Annotated in this window: 23 protein-coding genes; 22 read left to right on the top strand and 1 reads right to left on the bottom strand. The window is 44.0% G+C overall.

What is annotated here, in order from left to right; all coding sequences use genetic code 11:
- Positions 1-47: 47 nt before the first annotated feature.
- The 19 genes from tgt (at position 48) to BM056_RS09170 (ending at position 19227) form a co-directional block, all read left to right on the top strand.
- Positions 48-1160, top strand: coding sequence for a tRNA guanosine(34) transglycosylase Tgt (gene tgt / locus BM056_RS09260; RefSeq protein WP_092470952.1), 1113 nt, complete (start codon positions 48-50; stop codon positions 1158-1160).
- A gap of 292 nt (positions 1161-1452) precedes the next feature.
- Positions 1453-1740, top strand: coding sequence for a preprotein translocase subunit YajC (gene yajC / locus BM056_RS09255; protein ID WP_238456381.1), 288 nt, complete (start codon positions 1453-1455; stop codon positions 1738-1740).
- 68 nt (positions 1741-1808) lie between these two features.
- A complete protein-coding gene (locus BM056_RS09250) occupies positions 1809-2468 on the top strand; it encodes an HD domain-containing protein (protein ID WP_092470950.1) in 660 nt (219 codons plus the stop codon).
- Positions 2469-2489: 21 nt separating this feature from the next.
- Positions 2490-3731, top strand: coding sequence for a protein translocase subunit SecD (gene secD / locus BM056_RS09245; protein WP_092470948.1), 1242 nt, complete (start codon positions 2490-2492; stop codon positions 3729-3731).
- 14 nt (positions 3732-3745) lie between these two features.
- Complete coding sequence (gene secF, locus BM056_RS09240; RefSeq protein ID WP_092470946.1) at positions 3746-4606, top strand: protein translocase subunit SecF; 861 nt, start codon at positions 3746-3748, stop codon at positions 4604-4606.
- Positions 4607-4723: 117 nt separating this feature from the next.
- The gene (locus BM056_RS09235) at positions 4724-5023 is read left to right on the top strand and encodes a DUF5665 domain-containing protein (RefSeq protein ID WP_092470944.1); all 300 of its coding nucleotides are present in this window, start codon (positions 4724-4726) and stop codon (positions 5021-5023) included.
- 14 nt (positions 5024-5037) lie between these two features.
- Positions 5038-5745 (top strand): TraR/DksA C4-type zinc finger protein, encoded by a 708-nt coding sequence (locus tag BM056_RS09230; protein WP_092470942.1) that lies wholly within the window; start codon positions 5038-5040, stop codon positions 5743-5745.
- A 174-nt stretch (positions 5746-5919) separates the two neighbouring features.
- Positions 5920-6924 (top strand): cation diffusion facilitator family transporter, encoded by a 1005-nt coding sequence (locus BM056_RS09225; RefSeq protein WP_238456380.1) that lies wholly within the window; start codon positions 5920-5922, stop codon positions 6922-6924.
- Between the two features lie 95 nt (positions 6925-7019).
- Complete coding sequence (gene sigI / locus BM056_RS09220) at positions 7020-7742, top strand: RNA polymerase sigma-I factor (RefSeq protein WP_092470938.1); 723 nt, start codon at positions 7020-7022, stop codon at positions 7740-7742.
- Position 7743: 1 nt separating this feature from the next.
- The gene (locus BM056_RS09215) at positions 7744-9012 is read left to right on the top strand and encodes an anti-sigma factor domain-containing protein (protein WP_092470936.1); all 1269 of its coding nucleotides are present in this window, start codon (positions 7744-7746) and stop codon (positions 9010-9012) included.
- A gap of 419 nt (positions 9013-9431) precedes the next feature.
- A complete protein-coding gene (locus tag BM056_RS09210) occupies positions 9432-10067 on the top strand; it encodes a DUF4198 domain-containing protein (RefSeq protein ID WP_238456389.1) in 636 nt (211 codons plus the stop codon).
- A gap of 23 nt (positions 10068-10090) precedes the next feature.
- Positions 10091-10306: a glutaredoxin family protein gene (locus BM056_RS09205; RefSeq protein WP_092470932.1), complete on the top strand. Its 216-nt coding sequence runs from the start codon at positions 10091-10093 to the stop codon at positions 10304-10306.
- 105 nt (positions 10307-10411) lie between these two features.
- The gene (locus tag BM056_RS09200; RefSeq protein ID WP_238456388.1) at positions 10412-11350 is read left to right on the top strand and encodes an MBL fold metallo-hydrolase; all 939 of its coding nucleotides are present in this window, start codon (positions 10412-10414) and stop codon (positions 11348-11350) included.
- A gap of 12 nt (positions 11351-11362) precedes the next feature.
- Positions 11363-12775: a Mur ligase family protein gene (locus BM056_RS09195; protein WP_092470928.1), complete on the top strand. Its 1413-nt coding sequence runs from the start codon at positions 11363-11365 to the stop codon at positions 12773-12775.
- Complete coding sequence (locus BM056_RS09190) at positions 12744-13469, top strand: type 1 glutamine amidotransferase (protein WP_435050957.1); 726 nt, start codon at positions 12744-12746, stop codon at positions 13467-13469. The genes BM056_RS09195 and BM056_RS09190 overlap by 32 nt, the downstream gene beginning before the upstream one ends.
- A gap of 458 nt (positions 13470-13927) precedes the next feature.
- Entirely contained in the window at positions 13928-15826 is a 1899-nt protein-coding gene (locus BM056_RS09185; RefSeq protein ID WP_092470925.1) for a PrkA family serine protein kinase, read from the top strand.
- 11 nt (positions 15827-15837) lie between these two features.
- The gene (gene yhbH / locus BM056_RS09180) at positions 15838-16986 is read left to right on the top strand and encodes a sporulation protein YhbH (protein ID WP_092470923.1); all 1149 of its coding nucleotides are present in this window, start codon (positions 15838-15840) and stop codon (positions 16984-16986) included.
- A gap of 27 nt (positions 16987-17013) precedes the next feature.
- Positions 17014-18531, top strand: coding sequence for a SpoVR family protein (locus BM056_RS09175; protein WP_092471015.1), 1518 nt, complete (start codon positions 17014-17016; stop codon positions 18529-18531).
- A 237-nt stretch (positions 18532-18768) separates the two neighbouring features.
- Positions 18769-19227: a Spy/CpxP family protein refolding chaperone gene (locus tag BM056_RS09170; RefSeq protein ID WP_092470921.1), complete on the top strand. Its 459-nt coding sequence runs from the start codon at positions 18769-18771 to the stop codon at positions 19225-19227.
- Positions 19228-19269: 42 nt separating this feature from the next.
- On the opposite strand, the gene BM056_RS09165 is transcribed toward BM056_RS09170, so the two are convergent.
- Positions 19270-19860 carry a DUF1836 domain-containing protein gene (locus BM056_RS09165; protein ID WP_092470919.1) on the bottom strand — a complete coding sequence of 197 codons (591 nt, stop codon included), beginning with the start codon at positions 19858-19860 and terminating at the stop codon, positions 19270-19272.
- A 117-nt stretch (positions 19861-19977) separates the two neighbouring features.
- On the opposite strand from BM056_RS09165, the gene BM056_RS09160 reads away from it, so the two are divergent.
- The 3 genes from BM056_RS09160 to BM056_RS09155 all read left to right on the top strand — a co-directional run bounded on the left by BM056_RS09160 (position 19978) and on the right by BM056_RS09155 (position 20817).
- Positions 19978-20367, top strand: a complete 390-nt coding sequence (locus BM056_RS09160) for a lactate racemase domain-containing protein (RefSeq protein ID WP_092470917.1) — start codon at positions 19978-19980, stop codon at positions 20365-20367.
- Positions 20355-20492, top strand: coding sequence for a hypothetical protein (locus BM056_RS26150; protein ID WP_165613449.1), 138 nt, complete (start codon positions 20355-20357; stop codon positions 20490-20492). Before BM056_RS09160 ends, BM056_RS26150 begins: the two co-directional genes overlap by 13 nt.
- Before the next feature lie 79 nt (positions 20493-20571).
- Complete coding sequence (locus BM056_RS09155) at positions 20572-20817, top strand: hypothetical protein (protein ID WP_092470915.1); 246 nt, start codon at positions 20572-20574, stop codon at positions 20815-20817.
- Positions 20818-20819: the final 2 nt, after the last annotated feature.

Genomic DNA, 20819 nt, shown 5'->3' with positions numbered 1-20819 from the left:
AAAACCCCACCTGAACCAAGTCTTCTTTATAATCGGCGGAGGAGTATATGACGATAAGTTTTGAGGTAACAGGTAATGATACACGAAGCGGGGCCAGGCTGGGTTTACTAACCACGCCGCACGGGACGATAAAAACACCTGTGTTTATGCCGGTGGGCACCCAGGCCAGTGTGAAGACGATGACGCCTGAGGAAGTGCAGGAAGTGGGCGGCACGATGATCCTCGGCAATACCTATCACCTGTATTTGCGTCCGGGACATGAAATAGTGGCTGAGGCCGGAGGATTGCATAATTTTATGAACTGGCCCGGCCCGATACTTACGGACAGCGGTGGCTTTCAAGTCTTTAGCCTGGGGCCGCTGCGGAAAATAACCGATCAGGGAGTGACTTTTCGCAGCCATATTGACGGCTCGGAACATTTTTTCAGTCCGGAAAAGGCCATGGAAATACAGATGGCCCTGGGGGCTGACGTAGTTATGGCCTTTGATGAGTGCGCACCATACCCCTGCAGTTATGACGAGGCACGAGCTGCCACGGAGCGCACCACCCGGTGGGCTGAACGCTGTCTAAACCGGCACGACCGAAAGGACCAGGCGTTGTTTGGCATTATTCAGGGAGGGACTTACCGTGATTTGCGTTTAAAAAGCGCAAGTGAAATAACCTCGCTTGGGTTTCCCGGGTTTGGTATCGGTGGATTAAGCGTAGGTGAACCAAAGCCGGTCATGTACGAGGTTCTGGATTACCTGGTCCCGGAGATGCCCTGGAATAAACCCCGCTATCTGATGGGTGTCGGTTCGCCTGATTGCCTGTTGGAAGGTGTTTCCCGCGGGGTGGATATGTTTGACTGCGTGTTGCCGACGCGGATTGCCCGTAACGGAACAGTATTTACCCGGGACGGCAAACTGGTGGTGCGCAATGCGGAGTATGCCAGGGACTTCAGGCCGCTGGACCCCGATTGTGATTGTTATACCTGTAAAAATTATTCCAGGGCTTATATCAGACATTTAATCAAAGCCAATGAAGTTCTGGGAATTAGATTAACCACCTTGCACAATCTCCGTTTTGTATTAAGGCTGATGGAGGATATTCGTGCCGCCATAGCCAATGGAGATTTCGTTGAATATAAAGACCGGTTTTTACAACGCTTTAATGCTGAATAATGGCAAGTATTTACATTAACTTACAATTGATCTCGTTAACCGCCGCTAAGACTCCCGCCTCGCATAAGGAAAGGGGACACACCTGCTGAAGCTTGGGTATTTCTCTGGGGACAGGAATGTCCCCAACTAATGGAGTTAAGCGGCGATAAACTCGAAATAAGTGCGACTAAGGTTCAGGTGTGGTCAAAACCCCACCTGAACCAAGTCTTCTTTATAAATAAAAAAAGGGAAATCCCCGGCGGTACAGAATTATTAATATGTTTTGATTCTATATAGGAAGGGGGTATGTGTTTTGAACGAATCTATGCTGGGAATTCTATATATAGTCGGCTTATTTGCCCTATTATGGTTTCTAATGATCAGACCCCAGCAGCAAAGACAGAAAAAACATGCCGAAATGGTAAGAGGTTTAAATGTTAATAACAAAATTGTCACCATTGGCGGCATCTACGGAACCATAGTGAAGGTCAAGGAAGATTCACTTGTTGTTAAAATTGCAGATAACGTAAGAATTACAATCTTAAAAAATGCTGTATCGCAAGTTTTGCCGGATAGCAATGGGGAAAGTGACAAAGAATAATCTTTGAGTAGGCACCCTTGTCTACTCTTTTTTCTGTGAATTTCATCCATAACACGGGAGGTTTGCGATTGGTTACTCTCGATGATATTAAAAAAAACCCGGTAATTGACAGCTTTATTAGAAAAGGGAATGAATACCTTGGTGTTATGGGCTTTACGGAACACAGTTACCGGCATGTCAACCTGGTATCCAGCATAGCTAAAAATATATTGACCAAACTTAGCTATAAACAGCGTGAGGCCGAATTAGCGGCCATTGCCGGTTATATGCACGATATCGGCAATGTGGTCAGCCGCAATGAGCACGGTATTTCCGGTGCTACGATCAGCTGTCCCATATTGTTGCAAATGGGCATGCACCCGGATGAAGTGGCGACTGTCATATCGGCGATTGCCAACCATGAAGAGCAGTACGGTCAACCGGTGAACACTGTTGCGGCCGCTTTGATTATGGCCGATAAGTCCGATGTTCACCGGTCAAGGGTTCGTAACCAGGATTTTGCTACTTTTGATATTCACGACAGGGTCAATTATGCTGTGGAACATTCCTTTCTGTGGGTTGATGAAAAAAAACGTACGATTACGATGGAATTGGAAACAAATATTGAAATAGTACCTGTGATGGAGTACTTTGAAATCTTTCTAACCAGAATGATGCTGTGCCGAAAGGCTGCGGTTTTTTTGAATTGTAGGTTTGAGCTGGTAATTAACGGTGCCAGACTACTGTAATTGTTGTAAGGGGGAGAACGGATGAGATGGAGTAAAATATTAACCCTGGTTATCATCGTGCTGGTTGTTATATCCGTGGGTTTAACTGCAGCGGCGCCTCTTTCCATCTTTAAAAATGTTGCCTGGCTGCCCTGGGGAAAGGATATTGTTCTGGGCCTGGATTTGCAAGGCGGTGTGCACGTTGTGCTTGAAGCCAAGGATACGGCAACTTCCAAAGTTACTGAGGACACCATGAGGAAGGCTGTTGCCGTACTGGAAAACAGGATTAACCAAACCGGTGTGGCTGAACCTATTATCCAGCGCCAGGGCGACCGCCGGATTATTGTGGAACTGGCAGGCATCGAGGACCCTGAAAAAGCTGTAATAGATATGATTAAACCTGCCTTTCTGGAATTTAAGACTCAGGACGGCCAAACGATAGTAACGGGCGCTGATTTAAAGGATGCAATTGAAGGCAGAGACCCTACCTCCGGACAGGTGGAAGTTAACCTGACCTTTACTACCGAAGGCACCCGAAAATTTGCCCAGGCGACAGCCGCCAACGTAGGCAATCCAATCGGTATTTATTTAGATGAACAGATGCTGCAAAATCCGGTGGTGCAGGAACCTATCACCAATGGTCAGGCAAGAATAACCGGGTATGCCGACCTGGAAGAAGCTCATAAAGTTGCCATTCTTTTAAGATCCGGCGCGCTGCCTGTTCAACTTGACGTCATGGAGAAAAGAACGGTGGGGCCGCAGCTTGGCCAGGACTCACTGGATAGGTCAATTAATGCCGGTGTAGTGGGAATTATAGCCATACTCGTATTTATGCTTGTTTATTACCGGGTGCCCGGCGCTGTTGCCGATCTGGCCCTGATTATCTACGCGCTAATCGTGTTTGCAATATTTATCGGGATTCACGCCACCATGACTTTGCCAGGCATAGCAGGTTTCCTTTTATCGCTGGGTATAGCGGTAGACGCAAACGTAATTATTTTTGAGCGGGTGAAAGAGGAACTGCGTTCCGGCAAGAGTATTCGCTCAGCCATTGATGCAGGTTTCAAACGTGGATTTGTTGCGGTTTTTGACGCAAACGTTACTACATTGATCGCTGCTGTTGTTCTCTACTACTTTGGGACAAGCCTGATTCGTGGTTTTGCGGTTACTTTGAGTATTGGTATTTTGGCCTCAATGTTTACCGCCATCACTATGACCCGGTGGATGCTGCACCTGGTGGCGGGTACAAATCTGTTTAAATCTGTTAAAAACTATGGGGCGTAAGGGGGTTAGAGAAATTGTTTCATTTTATCAAACACAGGAAAATTTGGTATATCATTTCGCTGTTGGTAATTTTGCCCTGTCTCGGCTCCCTTATAACGCGGGGTTTAAATTTAGGCATTGATTTTACAGGTGGAAACCTAATTGAATTTAAAATGGGCCCTGATGTTACAATCCAGCAAGTTCGGGAGACAGTGGATCAACTGGGTTACGGTTCTTCACGCATTCAGCAGAGCGGCAATGACACATACTTAATTAGAACCGTGGAACTGGAAGAAGAGGAAAGCGCCAAGCTGGTTTCCAATCTTCAGACAAAGCTGCATGATGTTCAACTGCTGCGTAATGAAAGGGTCGGCCCCGTTATCGGCAAGGAACTGACTATGAAGGCCATTATGGCGCTGCTGATTGCGTCAGTGTTAATGCTGATCTATATAACTTTCCGCTTTGAATTTAAGCAAGGTATTGCGGCCATTATAGCCTTGTTGCACGATATTTTGGTGGTGATCGGTGTTTTTTCGTTGTTCCAGATCGAAATAGACAGTGCTTTTGTAGCTGCTATTCTAACGATTATAGGTTATTCTATTAATGATACGATTATTATTTTTGACCGCATCAGAGAGAATATGAAAACTCGTAAAAAGGGAGAAACGCTGGAGGACTTGGCCAATATCAGCCTGTGGCAAACCTTGGCCCGTTCCATCAATACGGTATTAACGGTTATGTTCGTGCTGCTGGCACTGTACTTCATTGGCGGGATTACGATTAAAACATTTGTTCTGGCAATGATAATCGGGGTTAGCAGTGGTGCTTATTCTTCAATGTTCAATGCCAGTCCCGTTTGGGTTGATTTAAAATTAATGGAAAAGGCAAAAAGATAGTTTGGGTGTAGCTTGCATATAATAAGCTATTATTCAGTCTGATAAACGGGGATAATCCCCGTTTATTTTTTTAACCTTTACGGGGTAAATTAAAAAAAGATTCCGGAGGTTGTCTTTATGCAAAAACAGGAAAATCAGTTAAAATCACTTGAGGATAGGATCAGGGAACTAAGCCTGAACATGGAAAATATGAAACTGGCAGAGTATGTAAATCTGCTGCAAAGCCCGCTTAGACTGCTTTATGTGAATTTTATCAGCGGCATTGCCAGAGGTTTGGGCATCGCTGTGGGTTTCGCTATCTTAGGGGCAATCATGGTGATAATATTGCAGAAGCTGGTGTCTTTAAACCTGCCTTTGATTGGAGGCTTTATTGCAGAATTGGTAAAGATAGTTCAGATGCAACTGGGAAAACATTAAGTGGGGGTGTAAGCTTGGATAAAAAACAATTGCAACATTTTGAACAAAAAATAAATAAAGAACAAGAGAGATATAACACGATGGTAAGCGGCTTTGATGAGGGCTTGGGTGCTTCTCTTTCAGATTCCATTGAGGAGCTTTCTACTTATGACCAGCATCCTGCCGATGTGGCAACCGAAGTTTTTGAGCGCAGCAAAGATTTCGCACTGCGGGAGGATGCCTTGCTTAAGCTGCAGGCAATTAAACATGCCATGCAGCGGATAAAAGATGGAACATATGGTATATGCGAGTCATGCGGCAAGCCGATTCCTTATGACCGTCTGGAAGCAGTTCCCTATACCACCCAGTGCGTCGACTGCCGGGCAGATAATGAAGAAGCTGTGCCACGTATCAACGTCCGCCCGGTTGAGGAAGATGTTTTGGAACCACCTTTTGCCCGCGATTATAACGATGCAACCGGTAAAAATGAATATGACGCCGAGGATGCCTGGCAGGATCTGGCGAAATGGCAAGAGCATGCCCCGCACGCCGGTGCAGGAGCTTATTATGGAAGCGGGGATGGGGACGAAGAGCCTATCGGCTACACTGAACTGGTTGATCACATACCCTATGTTGTTGGGGATGACGGAATTTTTTACGAAAGCACAAAAGGTATGGATGATGAATCGCCACCTGCTGAACAAATTGATGTTGGATTAGATGGCCAGTATTCAAAACTATAGATTTCTTCATTTTAAAATAACATTGTTTATGCTTTTTGCATATGGTATATTAATATTACAGTCAGGTCGCAATAGACCGGGCCATTTAGGTAGCGGTTACGCCCGCGGGACTTCATCTTTAACGGGGATGAGGACCTTCGGGCTTTAATTTTGATGGGATCTGGGGGATTTAGTTTGGATAATTTCAGTTGGGATAATCAAGAAAAGATTAAGGTTGCCAAGTTTTCTATTATATCTAATTCAATACTTACTGTGGGTAAGCTTACAGCCGGGGTTATGATGGGCTCAATCAGCGTACTCTCAGAAGCCATTCATTCAGGCTTGGACCTCATCGCGGCGATTATTGCTTTTGCCTCCGTTAGGGAGTCCAACAAGCCGGCTGACGACGTGCACCGGTACGGTCATGGTAAATTTGAAAATCTGGCTGCGATTACGGAAGCTATTTTAATTCTTGTGGCCGCAGGATTAATAATTAAGGAATCCCTCCCCAAATTGCTGCATGGAGCAACCGAGGTTAGATCGCTTGGCGTGGGCGCGGGGATTATGGGCATTTCCGCACTGGTTAATATGTATGTTTCCAGCAGGCTGATGCGGGTGGCGAAGAAAACCGACTCACCGGCACTGGCCGCGGATGCCTGGCATTTGCGAACGGACGTATTAACCTCGTTAGGTGTTTTGTTGGGTATAATACTTATAAAACTGACAGGCTTTTATTTAATCGACCCGTTGATTGCCATTGGCGTAACAATATTAATTCTTAAGGCTGCTTATGATTTGGTGCATGAGTCCCTGGCCAGCATATTGGATGCACGTTTGCCCGACCACGAAGAGGATATAATTAAGGAAGTGCTGCAAGCTTATAACGGCAGTTACGTCGACTATAGAAGGCTCCGTACCCGCAAAGCGGGGCCGCAAAGACACATCGATTTTACTTTAATCGTTCCGCGGGGCGAGCAAATTATATCAGCCCACTCTTTATGCGATAGCATTGAACAGGATCTCAGACAAAAAATACCTGGAGTGGAAGTTGTTATTCATGCTGAACCATGCCTGCCCAAGAAAGGTGACTGTGAAATTTGCAATGTTAAATTGCATTATTGCATGACCGGTGACCGAAAAGTTAAGTGTGAAAGCTGTGACGAAAGCTGCGCCAGTGAAAATATCAAAAAGCGGAATTAAAAAAGTACCTCAATACAGGATGTCAGCATCGTATTGTATAATATAGAAATTTATAATACGGAAGGCGGTGCTTGATACAGGGGGAGTGTGATGCTGTGCTTCTAGGGGATGAGTTTGAGTCCCATATAGCGGCAATTAAAGATGGAGATGAGGCATCCAGGGAAAAATTAATTAACGAAGCCAGGCCGTTTATTGTTGGGGTGACCGGTCGTTTATGCGGTAGAAGTTTAAGTTGGGCTTCCGATGATGAACTAAGTGTTGGATTAATAGCTTTTAACGAGGCTATCGACCGGTTTAAAACCGACCAGGGAGTGCCCTTTACAGCATTTGCGCGCCTTGTTATCAGAAGCAGGGTTACAGATTACCTGCGCAGGGAATCCAGGTGGAATAAAGTTGACCTTGCCAGTCAAGAAACCTCCGGTGCTTTAGATAAAAGTGCGGAATTAAATGCTTCCTGGGAACAGTATGTTTCAGAAATTGTTGATCAGGAAAGAAAAGAAGAAATTCTAATTTATAGCAACAGGTTAAGTCAACTGGGCATTTCTTTTACAGATTTAGTCAACGTCTCTCCGAGGCATAAAGATACAAGAAAAACATTAATTGCAGCAGCGCAATTTATTGTTGAAACCAATCTATACCCGGAATTACTCAGGAGCAATAGGCTGCCGTTAAAGGAAGTATCGGCAGCAACCGGAATCAGTCGAAAAGTTCTTGAACGGGGAAGAAAATATATATTGGCTGTTTCAACTTTGTTGTATTATCGCGAAGAGTTTATCTATTTAAGAGCTTATATTAAACAAGCGCAAGGAGGTGATTGAAGTGGCGCCTGGTCGTGGGATGGTCATGGAAATTAAGGGAAAACACTGCATTGTTTTAACTAATGACGGCAGGTTTTTAAAAGTCCCTTTGCCGCGGGAGGGGACTGACGTTGGCCGGGAGGTAACTGTGCGCAGTTTGTCTCTTGCAAGTTTTAAACCGCTAATGGCTGTGGCGTCACTGTTGGTTGCTGTCTTGGCCTGGTTCGTTTTTCAAATGTTGACGCCTGTAGCAGCGGCATATGTAGCCATTGATATTAACCCGAGTATTGAACTTGGAGTGGATAAAAAGGACATAGTTATAAGCGCCAAGGGTCTAAATCAAGACGGCGAATTATTACTTCAAAATATTAACTTGAATAAACAACCTTTGGAAGAATGTTTGAGAAAAATTATCGATCAGGCTATCCAAAGCCGGTATCTGAGCCCCGAAAAGGATAACCTGATTGTGGCCACGGTTACTCCGGCTAATCAACCGTGGGGAGGTAAGGCCAGTATTAATGTTGATGAAATCTATGACACGATGCGCCAGCCGATAAATGCTTGTGGATTAGAAACTGAATTAGTTGTTAGCGAAACGGAGCCGAAGGTCTTTAAAGAAGCGGAGAAGATAGGCACTACCCCCGGCCGATACATTATTCAACAGGAAGCTGCTAAAAAAGGTATCAAAATAAATGATCAAGAACTGCGAGAAAGAAAAATTCGTGAATTAGAAACTTCAAAGCATATTAATGCAGCGGAATGTATTCAAAATGCCAACCCCGGTGCGGTTTTAGGAAAAGGTAACCAACCTTATGCCAAACTGCAGGGTATGAAAAACAGTTCTCAGCAGCGGAACAATAAAAGTACCGATGAGTTGCCAAAAAACAATGCAGATAAACCTGGAAAAGATACGAGCAAGGGGAGCAAGGTTAACCAAACGACTGCTCTACCGGGCCAAAGGCAAACACTTTTTAATAGGGATTCAGAAACAAAACAACAGGGAAAACAAGTGTTTCTTAGATCCGATAAACAAGGTTCTTGGCCGGACAATAATAATGACACAGGTAAAGAAAAAGAATCAAAAAACGCAGAAATGAAAAATCCAACTCAAGGAAAATCCCAAGACAAATTCCAAGATAAATCCCAAGATAGATTCCAAGACAAATCCAAATACAAATCCAACGATAATTATCGCAGAGGAAGTAAAGATAATTATTGTGATGAAAAAAATAAGAATAGTAACAAGAATAGTAATAAGAAAAATAAAGCTTCCGACACCCGTGAAATTTAATCCACACTCGGTGGTTTTTGTCTTTGTTGTTACTTTTATGATAATTGAAATAGCGCGCGCTTTAAGAAACTAATTAGGGCGCGTATTTTAATGAATAATGCTTTTGGTATAATGGAAAAACTGGGCAGGAGAGAGTTGCGCCTATTAATCTCGTTAACCGCCGCTAAGACTCCCGCCTCGCATATGGAAAGGGGACACACCTGCTAAAGCTTGGGTATTTCTCTGGGGACAGGAATGTCCCCAACTAATGGAGTTAAGCGGCGATAAACTCGAAATAAGTGCGACTAAGGTTCAGGTGGGGTCAAAACCCCACCTGAACCAAGTCTTCTTTATTGGATATCAATGGAGGAATAATTATAATAGTGCCGTATTGTATCTGTATAACTTAGTTACGAGAGGGTGTTATCGTGAATTCCAATATGCTGTCAGGTGAACTTTCAATTTGGCTTGAGCCAATACATCTTCATTTTCATCACGGTGATTCAATTGAGGTAAAGCTAGCCTGGGGCCACGCAATGAAGAGCATGCAAGCGGGCGGGCCCAAAAATCTAAAGGCTATTGTTATTGATCCAGCAGGGCGGGAGAGTGCCGCTAAAATTATCCAGGAAAATGAAAATATGTATTTCAGACTGGTGGCAGAAAGCGGCCCGGAAGGAATTTATAATGTGCAGGCGGAGAATTGCGATATGAATTCCGAACAGGTGCGCACCTGCCGGTGGGCTCAGTTGCAAGTACCCGTTGGCCATCATGTCCATGGCACGGGACGGGCAATAAATCGGGGATTGGAAATAGTACCGGGGGAATACCACGATTTTCATCAGGGAGATGAAATTGAGTTAACTGTAATGCTGTACGGCAAACCAGTGCCGGGAGTGCAGGTACAGGCTACCCATCACCTGTACGAAGGTGAGGGATTTTTGCATCGTTTTATTACCGATGAGCAGGGAAAAGCCAGGTTTACTTTTGACGCTCGCGGCCATTGGCTGTTTCAGGTTTCTAAAACAGAAAGTGATACGGCTAATATTGCCACACTGGTGATTTCCGGTGTAAGGTAAATTTTTACTTGGGGGAAATGGCATTGAGTGAAACAATTATTTATACTAAAACCGGATGCCCTTATTGTCAAAAAGCATTAGCAGATTATAGGGCCAAGGGGATTAGTTTTAAAGAAATCAATACCAGTGAGGATGTTGCGGCAAAGTTATTGGTCAGGGAAAAGTATGGCGCCACTAAAGTACCGGTCATTGTGCGGGACGGAAAACTAATTTCAACCGGCTACAATGGCGGTGGATGAGGAATATAATTAGAGCGGCTGTATGCCGCTTTATGTTTGCCACTTCGTACAAGAGTGGTCTATGATTGCTAATTTAGCAGGTAGGAGATGTTGTAATTGCTTTCTGTGTTTCAGATTATTGTACCAACTCCATATGCTGTTGGCCCGGTAAATGTTTATTTAATCAAGAGCGATCCGCTGACGCTGATAGATGCCGGCCCCAATAATGCCAAGGCGGCAAAAGTACTGGAGGGGATGCTTACATCTCTTGGTAGCAATGTCAAGGATATCAAGAGGATTGTCATAACGCATGCCCATCCGGACCATAGCGGCCTGGCGTCGGATATAGCCCATAAATCAGGGGCAACTGTACTTATGCATCCCTGGGAATTAAAAAGGATGGACAAAACTACTGATTTAATAAAGGAAAGACTGCCCTATGTAATAGAGGCCGGAGTCCCCCAAACCGTTATGGCTGAAATGTATGGTGAAAGGGATAAACTGCCCCGCCCGAACGTAGATAATTGCCGGGTTGAAGAACTGAAAGATGATGATAACATTAAATTTGCTGACGGCGAACTGCAGGTCCTTCACCTTCCCGGACACAGCCCCGGACATACATGTCTGTATGACCCGGAGCAGAAAACGTTTTTTTCCGGGGATTTTTTACTGCCACATATCACTCCCAATCCGGTAATTGAGCCAGATCCTGAAAAACCGGGTCAGCGTCTACCGACTTTGAAACAATATTTAAACGGCCTGGATAAAGTTGATCGATTCAATATAGGAATGGTTTGCCCGGGGCACGGCGGGGTGTTTAATGATTACAGGGGAGCTGTAAACGTAGCCAGACGTCACCACGAATCGCAGTTTAACACCATCCTAAATAAGTTAAATGGGAGAGAACTAAATGCTTATGCATTAAGCAAGGAAGTTTATCCAAACCTTCACGGGTGGGATATTTTCCTGGGTTTGTCTGAAATACAGGCGCACCTCGATTTCCTGGTTGAACAGGGGAGAATCAGTTTTTCGAAGGAAAAAGGTGTAAGTTACTACCGTGCATAAAGCGAGGTAAAAATGATCTTTCGTTTTTTAACAGCAATATGGTTGGCTAAAATCGCCATGTTCATGAGCAAGATTACCGGGAAAGGTCGTGGGTCTTCACTGCCCGGAATGCTGGCTTTACGTGTATATCCGGATATTTTGCAGCACTACAAAAGCCAAACCGGTCGTGGGGCAATTATGATCACCGGCACCAACGGCAAGACCACTACCAGCAATATGCTGGCCGGTGCCCTTGAACACGCCGGACATAAAATTGTAAACAACCGGGAAGGGGCAAACCTTTTAACCGGGGTTGTTACCTCTTTTATCAAATTCAGTTCTGTCACCGGCAGGGTCAATTGTGATTATGCTGTCCTGGAAGTGGACGAGGCTGCTTTCCCTGTGGTAACAAAATGGATTCAGCCCCGGATAGTGATAATTACAAATTTTTTCCGGGATCAGCTGGACAGGTACGGAGAGCTTGATACCACAATATCCAAGGTGGTAGAAGCACTTAAAAAGCTTTCGGCTGGCACACAGCTGGTACTTAATTCAGATGATCCCCTGGTGGCCAGAATAGCGGCGGAGACCGGCTACAAAACCACATATTACGGGATAAGGCCGACTGCGGAAATATCCGGCAGAGTATCTTACAGCAGGGAAGCCAAGTTCTGCCCTTTTTGCGGTGAGGCTCTTGTTTATGCTATTTATATTTACAGCCAGCTTGGCGATTATAAATGTCTTAAGTGCGGCTTTGCCCGCCCGGTGCCCGATATTGAGGCAACTGCTGTACAGCATTACCAGGCCGGGACAGTGGGCGCGGCCGTAAGGAGCGGAAGCTCCAAGTGGAGGCTGGAGTTGCCTGTTCAGGGGCTTTATAATCTGTATAACGGGCTGGCTGCTTTTACAGCTTCCACAATGCTCGGGTTAAAGCCTGATATAATAATAGCCAGTTTAAATCAATATTCACCGGCGACAGGACGGATGGAAACCTTTAAATACAAGGATAAAAAAGCAGTTTTAGCTCTGGTGAAAAACCCTACGGGATTTAACCAGGCCCTGGCCGGATTGCTCGAAGGGGATGAAGAACAGGACCTGTTGATTGCAATTAACGATAACGATGCTGACGGCAGGGATATATCCTGGTTGTGGGACGTTGATTTTGAAATACTGATGGAACAGCAGGAAAGGTTCAGGCGTTTTATCTGTACCGGTCAAAGGGCGGAAGACATGGCGGTGCGGCTAAAATACGCCGGTGCTTCTGTTGCTCGAATTAGCATTGAAAAAGACTATAACCAGGCCATTCAGACAGCTTTAAGCGGGGAATGTCCGGTAATCAGTATGCTGGCTACATATACGGCTGTGTGGCCGGTGGAAAAGATCTTGAGCGGAATGTCCGAGAGGGTGAAATTTAGTGAAGATCAAGGTATGTCATCTGTATCCTGACCTGTTAAATCTTTACGGAGACCGGGGAAATGTGTTGGCTTTTGTGCAGCGCTGCCGGTGGCGCGGGTGGCGGGTTGAAGTGACGGAGATAAATCTGGGCGACCCGGTTAATTTTGCAGACATGGATTTTTTGTTTATCGGTGGAGGATCTGACCGGGAACAAAACCTTATTGCCGCTGATATGAGTAAGCGTGTGGAGAACCTTAATCAGGCAATAGAAAATAAGCTGGTGGTGCTGGCCATTTGCGGGGGCTATCAACTGCTGGGGAAATACTACCGCACACCTGAAGGCAAAGAGATACCAGGCCTGGGGCTGCTGGATATATATACAGTTGCAGGAGCTGCCCGTCTAATAGGCAACGTTGCCGTTGAAGCGGAACTGGCAGGTAAAAAAACGATGCTGGTGGGGTTTGAAAACCACGGCGGCAAAACCTTCATTAACCAAACAATGCCATTGGGCAAAGTGGTTAGCGGCAACGGTAACAATGGCATTGACGGCACGGAAGGGGCGCGCCACAATAATGTATTTTGTTCTTACCTGCATGGCCCATTACTGCCAAAAAATCCGGCGCTAACGGATTATTTGATTACGCTGGCCCTTGAACGTAAGGGGTATGATGGGGAACTGACGGAGCTTGACGATTACTTTGAAGAGAGAGCTAATGAAGCAATGGTAAAAAGGTTGCTGGGATAAAAAAAATACTTGCAGACCCGGGCGTTTTTTGTTAAGCTTTGGTAAAGATTTTGTATACAATGTACTGCGCCCGGGAGGTGATTTTAGTGACCTACCTGGTATCATGGGTTGAAGGTAATGAGGTTATTTATAAACTGGTTAACGAAAAAGGGTTAGCTGAGCTATGGGAGCCCGAAAAGAACTTTATCGTGGTTAAATTGCATTAAATAAATAACAACCATTGGGACATCTGAAACGTCGCTTAAAGCGGCGTTTTTAATTTTTTTAGGATTAATTAAAAATTATTTTCCTTGTTTATTATCCATTTTTCTTGATTATTCTGTCGGTTTTATGCGATAGGCGTATTTCCGTCAGGTTTGGTAAGATACTTATTTTTACATCTTTGCATATAAATATACTATTACTTCTAGGCGGGCTGCAGAGGTAAAAAATAAACGTCAATAGGGGAGTGTGAAAAGGTGGATTTCGTAAAGCGGTTGGAAGAATTCCGCTCTCTTGAGAAACAACAAGCATGGGAAGGTACATTTATAGATTACCTGCAAATTGTCAAAGAGAGGCCCTGGGTAACCCAATTGGCTCATGCTAGGATTTATAACATGGTCAAAGACGCAGGAGTGGAAACCCTGGAGAGCGGAGGAAAAAGATATAAGTTTTTTAGTCATGAACTATTTGGCTTGGATAAAACTTTAGAAACACTTGTAGAAGAATATTTTCATCCGGCTGCCCGGAGACTGGATGTGCGCAAGCGCATACTGCTGTTGATGGGGCCTGTCAGCGGAGGAAAATCAACACTGGTGGCAATGCTTAAAAAAGGTTTGGAACAGTACAGCAAGACCATGCAGGGCGCCGTTTACGGCATTAAACACTGCCCTATGCATGAGGAGCCTTTGCATTTGATACCAAGAGAATTGAGAAGTGAGTTTGAAGCTGAATACGGGGTGCACATAGAAGGAGAGTTATGCCCGTCTTGCAGGATGATGCTGGAACAGGAGTATGGAGGAAATATAGAAAATGTCCAGGTAGAAAGGGTTATCCTTTCCGAAGATAAAAGGGTTGGGATTGGAACTTTTACGCCCTCCGATCCCAAGTCCCAGGATATCGCCGACTTAACCGGCAGTATAGATTTCAGCACAATTGCGGAATTCGGCTCAGAATCAGATCCGCGGGCGTATAGATTTGACGGTGAATTAAACATTTCCAACCGGGGAGTTATGGAATTCCAGGAAATGTTGAAATGTGATGAAAAATTCTTATGGAACCTGCTCAGTCTATCACAGGAAGGTAACTTTAAAGCTGGCCGCTTTGCTCTGATTTATGCCGATGAAATGATTGTGGCTCATACAAACGAAAATGAGTATAAAGCTTTTATCAGCAACAAGAAAAATGAAGCTTTACAGTCCAGGATTATTGTGATGAAAATTCCCTACAACTTAAAAGTAAGTGAGGAAATAAAAATTTATGATAAGTTAATCAAACAAAGCGATCTTAAAGATGTTCACATTGCGCCCCATGCCTTAAAGGTGGCCAGTATCTTTTCGGTATTAAGCCGGTTGAAGGATAGTAAGAAGCAGGGCATGGACGTGGTTAAAAAGATGAAATTATACGATGGTGAAGATGTGGAAGGGTTTAAACAAAAAGATCTTTCAGAACTGCAGGCTGAGCATCTTGACGAGGGCATGAGCGGTGTTGACCCCCGTTATGTAATCAACCGTTTAAGCTCCTCGTTAATCAGGACATCAACCAGGTGCATTAACCCGCTTGACGTGCTGCGGGGAATTAAAGACGGGCTTGAACAGCACCCATCAATCACCAAGGAAGAGCGGGAGCGTCTGCTTAACTTTATTTCAGTTGCCAGGAAAGAGTACGATGAGTTAGCCAAGAAAGAAGTGCAGAAAGCGTTTGTTTACTCTTACGAGGAATCTGCGCGAATATTGTTCGACAACTATTTGGATAACGTTGAAGCTTACTGCAACGGCGTTAAAATTAAAGATCCGATTACAGATGAGGAAATGGATCCGGACGAGAAACTAATGCGTTCCATTGAAGAGCAAATAGGGGTGACTGAAAGCGCCAAAAAAACCTTCCGTGAGGAAATTTTAATCAGGCTTTCATCCTATGCCAGAAAAAATAAACGCTTTGATTACAGGTCCCATGAGCGGCTGCGGGAAGCGGTGGAGAAAAAGCTGTTTGCAGATTTAAAAGATGTGGTTAAAATTACTACTTCAACTAAAACTCCAGATGCCGAGCAACTTAAACGTATTAACGAAGTTAGTGCCAAACTAATTGACGAATACGGTTACTGCAGTATTTGTGCCAATGAACTGCTAAAGTATGTGGGTAGCCTGCTGAATAGGTAGGAGGGTTTAAAATGTCCGGCAAATACACGGTCTCCCGGGAAGACTGGTCATTGCACCGTAAAGGTGAGATCGACCGGGAGCGCCACCGGGAAAAAGTTAGGGAGGCCATCAAAAAAAATCTGGCCGATGTGGTCAGCGAGGAGTCAATTATTTTATCGGATGGGCGTAAGGTGGTAAAAGTGCCTATCCGTTCACTGGAGGAATATCATTTTCGTTTTGATACAGGTAAGAATAAACACACCGGCCAGGGAGAAGGCGGAACCAAAGAAGGAGATCTGCTGGGAAGCGAACAAAAAAAAGGTGCCGGTAAGGGCCAGGGCGCCGGTGAAGAACCAGGTGTGGATTACTACGAGGCTGAGGTTACCATTGAAGAACTTGCCCAACTCATCTTTGAAGACCTGGGATTACCTAATTTGCAGCAAAAGAGAAAGCCCGAACTCGCTTCAGAAGCGTTGGAGTTTAAAGACGTCAGGAAAAAGGGCCTAACCAGCAATATAGACAGGAAAAGAACGATTATTGAAGCAATAAAGCGCAATGCTTTAAAGGGTAAAAAAGGCTTTGAAAGTATTTCCAGGGATGATTTGCGGTTTAAAACCTGGGACCTTACCTTCAAGTATGAAAGCAGTGCAGTGGTTTTAGCCATGATGGATACTTCCGGTTCTATGGGGCCATATGAAAAATATATCGCCCGAAGCTTTTTCTTCTGGATGGTGCGATTTTTAAGAACCAAATATCAGAATGTTAAAATAGTTTTTTTGGCTCACCATGTTGAAGCCAAAGAAACCACGGAAGAAGAATTTTTCACCAAAGGTGCAAGCGGGGGCACTCGCTGTTCTTCAGTCTACAAACTTGGTCTTGATATTATTGAACAAAGGTATAATCCGCAGGATTACAATATCTATGCGTTTCATTTTTCCGACGGTGATAATTTATCATCAGATAATGATAAGTGCATCAAGTATGTAAGTGAACTGCTCAAAGTGTGCAACCTGGTAGGCTATGGCGAGATTGAAGGTCCATATTACATCTCCAGCACTTTAAGGAGTGCCTTTAAAAAAATTAACGATCCCAAGTTCACCTGCGTAGGCATTAAGGATAAGGTGGATGTTTACCCTGCTTTGAAGAAATTTTTTAATCCTAATCCGCAGACAGGGTTGTAACGGGGGGGTGTTTCTTGTTTGCATCCAATGGAAGAGAAGAAGATACTTGAGGAATCAATTGAAAAAATTATTGCGTTAGCAAAAAGCTTTAATCTTAATTTTTACGATATGTATTTTGAAATTTGTCCGGCTGATATAATTTATTCATTTGGCGCATACGGAATGCCCACCAGGTTCTCGCATTGGACTTTCGGCAAAGCATATCATAAAATGAAGACTCAGTATGACTATAACCTCAGCAGGATCTATGAAATGGTAATAAACTCCGACCCCTGTTACGCTTTTCTGTTGGAAGGTAACAGTTTGGTGCAAAACAAAATGGTTATTGCGCATGTCCTGGGCCACTGTGACTTTTTTAAGAATAATTACTATTTCAGAAAGACCTCCAGGAAAATGGTTGAAAGCATGTCTACGGCTGCACAAAGGATTCGGGGTTACGAATTTAAATACGGCCGGAACAAGGTAGAAGCATTTATTGACTCTGTTATATCACTGCAGGAGAATGTAGACCCGCAGCGGGACATTGCCGGTGATGTAACAATGACTGCCGGCACCAAATGCGGTTCGTCCTGCGGGGGACACGGATGCGGTGGGGGGAATAGCTGCAGCGGCGGCAATTGTTGCGGGGGAAACTGCCAAGACAAAGATCACGCTCACGACAGCCACGGCAAAAGTCAGCAAAACGCAACTCCTTATGATGATCTGTGGGATCTGGATAAGAAAAAAGGCGAAGGGGACAGCGATAAGGAAAGCGGTGTTAAAAAGTTTCCTGAAAAGCCGGAAAAAGATTTGCTGCTGTTTATGATGAACCATGCCAGGGATCTTGAGGAATGGCAGCGGGATATAATATCTATTATCCGGAATGAGATGCTCTATTTTTGGCCCCAAATGCAAACCAAAATTATGAATGAAGGTTGGGCATCTTATTGGCATATGCGTATAATCAGGGAACTGGAATTGGATGAGGAAGAAGCGCTGGAATTTGCGAAAATGCACGCCGGTGTAATCCAAACTTCAAAATACAGGATTAATCCATATCACCTTGGCTTAAAGATTTTTGAGGATATTGAAAAAAGATGGGATAAACCGACCGAGGAAGAGAAGAAGAAGTATGGGCGAGTAGAAGGACAGGGCAGGCGGAAAATATTTGAAGTCAGGGAAACTGAAAATGATATATCTTTCATCCGCAACTATTTAACAGAACAACTGGTTGAAGATTTAGATTTGTACCTGTTTAAAAAAGTGGGCTACGATTGGAAGGTTACCGATAAGGATTGGGAAATAGTAAGAGATGGGCTGGTAAAAAGCCTTTATAACTGCGGGATACCTTATATAGTGGTTGAAGACGGCGACTTTGGCAAGCGGGGCGAGCTTTACTTAAAACACCTGCATGAGGGGACCGACCTTGATATCTATTTCCTGGAAAGAACACTGCCCCACGTATATAAAATTTGGGGCCGGGCAGTACATTTAGAAACTGTGGTAGACAACAAGAAGGTACTGTTTTCTTTTGCCGGAGAAAAACCGTCTAAAAAGTATCTCTAAATTAGACCAACGGTCACTTCTAGGTAATTGGAAAATATTAAAAAGGCTGCCTGTTTTTTCAGGCAGCCTTTTTAGATCTTCAAAAACGCCATTGAGTTTATATAGCTGCCTATATTTTGGGCTAACATTTTTTCCATACTTTTTGCACAGTTTAATAATAATTATTGGGCAAAATAAGATTAGCACGGAAAAAGTAATTTAATGCTCGTGCAATAAAGAGGGAAGGGAGGTGTAACTGTGAAAAAGAAAGTAATGCTTTTAACTGTTACACTGGTTTTTATTTTTAGCATTTTACATGTGGCTGCGGCTTTTGGGATAGGCCAGGGTGACGGTGGTCCGCGTATGTTGAACAGTGACAAATGGGCTAGTAAATACAAGGCTTTAAACCTGACAGAACAGCAAAAGTCAAAAATGCGTGAAATTGATCAGGACACTTACTCACAAACTCGCGACCTGCGGATTAAACTTATGGATAGCATGCATGAATTAAAACAACTTCAGCTGCAGCCAAACCCGGACAGTGCCAAAATAGAAGCTAAAATCAATGAGGTCAACGACCTGAGAGCTAAAATCCACGGTGTTGTCCAGCAGAGCAGGCAGCAGTGCCGGTCTTTACTGACCCCTGAACAACAGGCCCAGATGAAACAATTCAAAGGTAAAAAAGGCGGCGTTTCTAAAGGCAACTGGAACAGGTAATAAGAATAATTAAAGTAAAAGGGAGGCTTCCACCTCCCTTTTTTATGTGCCAGTTAAGACTTTAAAATGATTGTCTATAATTTTTTCGGCCAATCGTTTAGCGGCATTTGCTTGAGCCGTGAGCATTAAAACAGTAAGGAAAACTTCGGCTAGTTCCTTTTGACTTTTTTCCTTGATTTCACCGGTTTTTTCTTTAATTAATTTGTACTTTTCATTAAAAGTTGCATAAAACTCCTCAAACTCGTCTTCCTTTAGTTTAAGATATGTTGAGTATATATCCTCCAGTGGAATAATATCGTCGGCCCGGTTAGCAATATCATTTAAAACAGGGGTAAAGATGGATTTAATATCGCTAATGGAAAATATGTTTTTAAGGTTGTAAAGAAGCGCTAATAAGATAATGTGTTCTTTGTTATACTTTTTGTTTATGGGCGGGTGTAGTAATCCGGCTTTGGTATAGTTGTTAATCATAGTTTTGGTAAAAACCTTGTCATCTTCGCCTCTTTTTAAATGTCCAAGTTTGCTGTCAAGAAAAACTAAAACCTGTTCCATATACAAATTAATATCAGGAATGTCGGATAGTTTAATTTCGTCAGCTATGGATAGTCCTTTACCGATTTCTTCGATCAACATGCTAAGTCACCTCTCAAAGAGATTGTTATCTTATTATAGGGTATTGAAAACAACCAGTCAACCTTATCATTACCCTATAGGAGATATAAGAAGATAAATTTGTTATCTTGACAGGTATTGCAAAAAGAAACATTTAGATCCTGGGGTGCAAATCCGTTTATTATACCGGCAATGGGAAGCCACGGTGGGGGGACTGATCAAGGCCAAATCGAGGTTTTAAAAGAAATGGGCATTACTGAACAGGTTTTAGGTGTGCCGATAAAGTCTTGCGCTAAAGGGGTTAAAATAGGGCAGACGAACCAGGGTGTTCCGGTTTACTGTGATAAATACGCCTTGGAAGCAGATGGAGTTTTTTTGTTCAACCGTGTAAAACCGCACACGGCGTTCAGAGCGCCGATTGAAAGCGGCCTGACCAAGATGCTGACAGTTGGGTTGGGTAAGCCGAAGGGGCACAAGCGGTACATCGCGCCGGATTGGGGCAGCATATTGCCGAAATGGCTGATATAGTAGAGGATAATATTAAGCTGTTAGGGGGTATAGCGGCTGTTGATAATTTTCGTGGTGATGCCCTGATCCTGGAAGGGGTAAGGCCTGAAGAACGCGGTAATTGTTGTTTTAAAATTAACGCCTGAAACGAAAGGCAACGCCCATGGAATTGGGTACGCCGATCTGACGACGCGTAAACTTGTTGATCTGATAGATTGGCGGACCATGTATACCAATGCTATTACCACGGGTATTTTAAGCTCGGTAAAAATTCCATGCACTTTATCTTCCGAGTGCGAAGCCATTGAAACGGCTTGCCGTATCAATGGCCTTGACGGCTGCAGGGTGGCGCGGATCAAGGATACCAAGCACTTGGAATATCTTTGGGTATCAGAGCCACTGCTAGATGAGTTAGCGGATTTTAATCTAATTAAAAAAGTGGATAGTATTTTTGAAACCGTTGATTATTAGCT

This window comes from Desulfotruncus arcticus DSM 17038 (assembly GCF_900113335.1).
Classification (GTDB): domain Bacteria; phylum Bacillota; class Desulfotomaculia; order Desulfotomaculales; family Desulfallaceae; genus Desulfotruncus; species Desulfotruncus arcticus.
The sequence above is the reverse complement of the archived record's forward strand: the minus strand, read 5'-3'. Positions and strand labels throughout refer to the sequence as shown.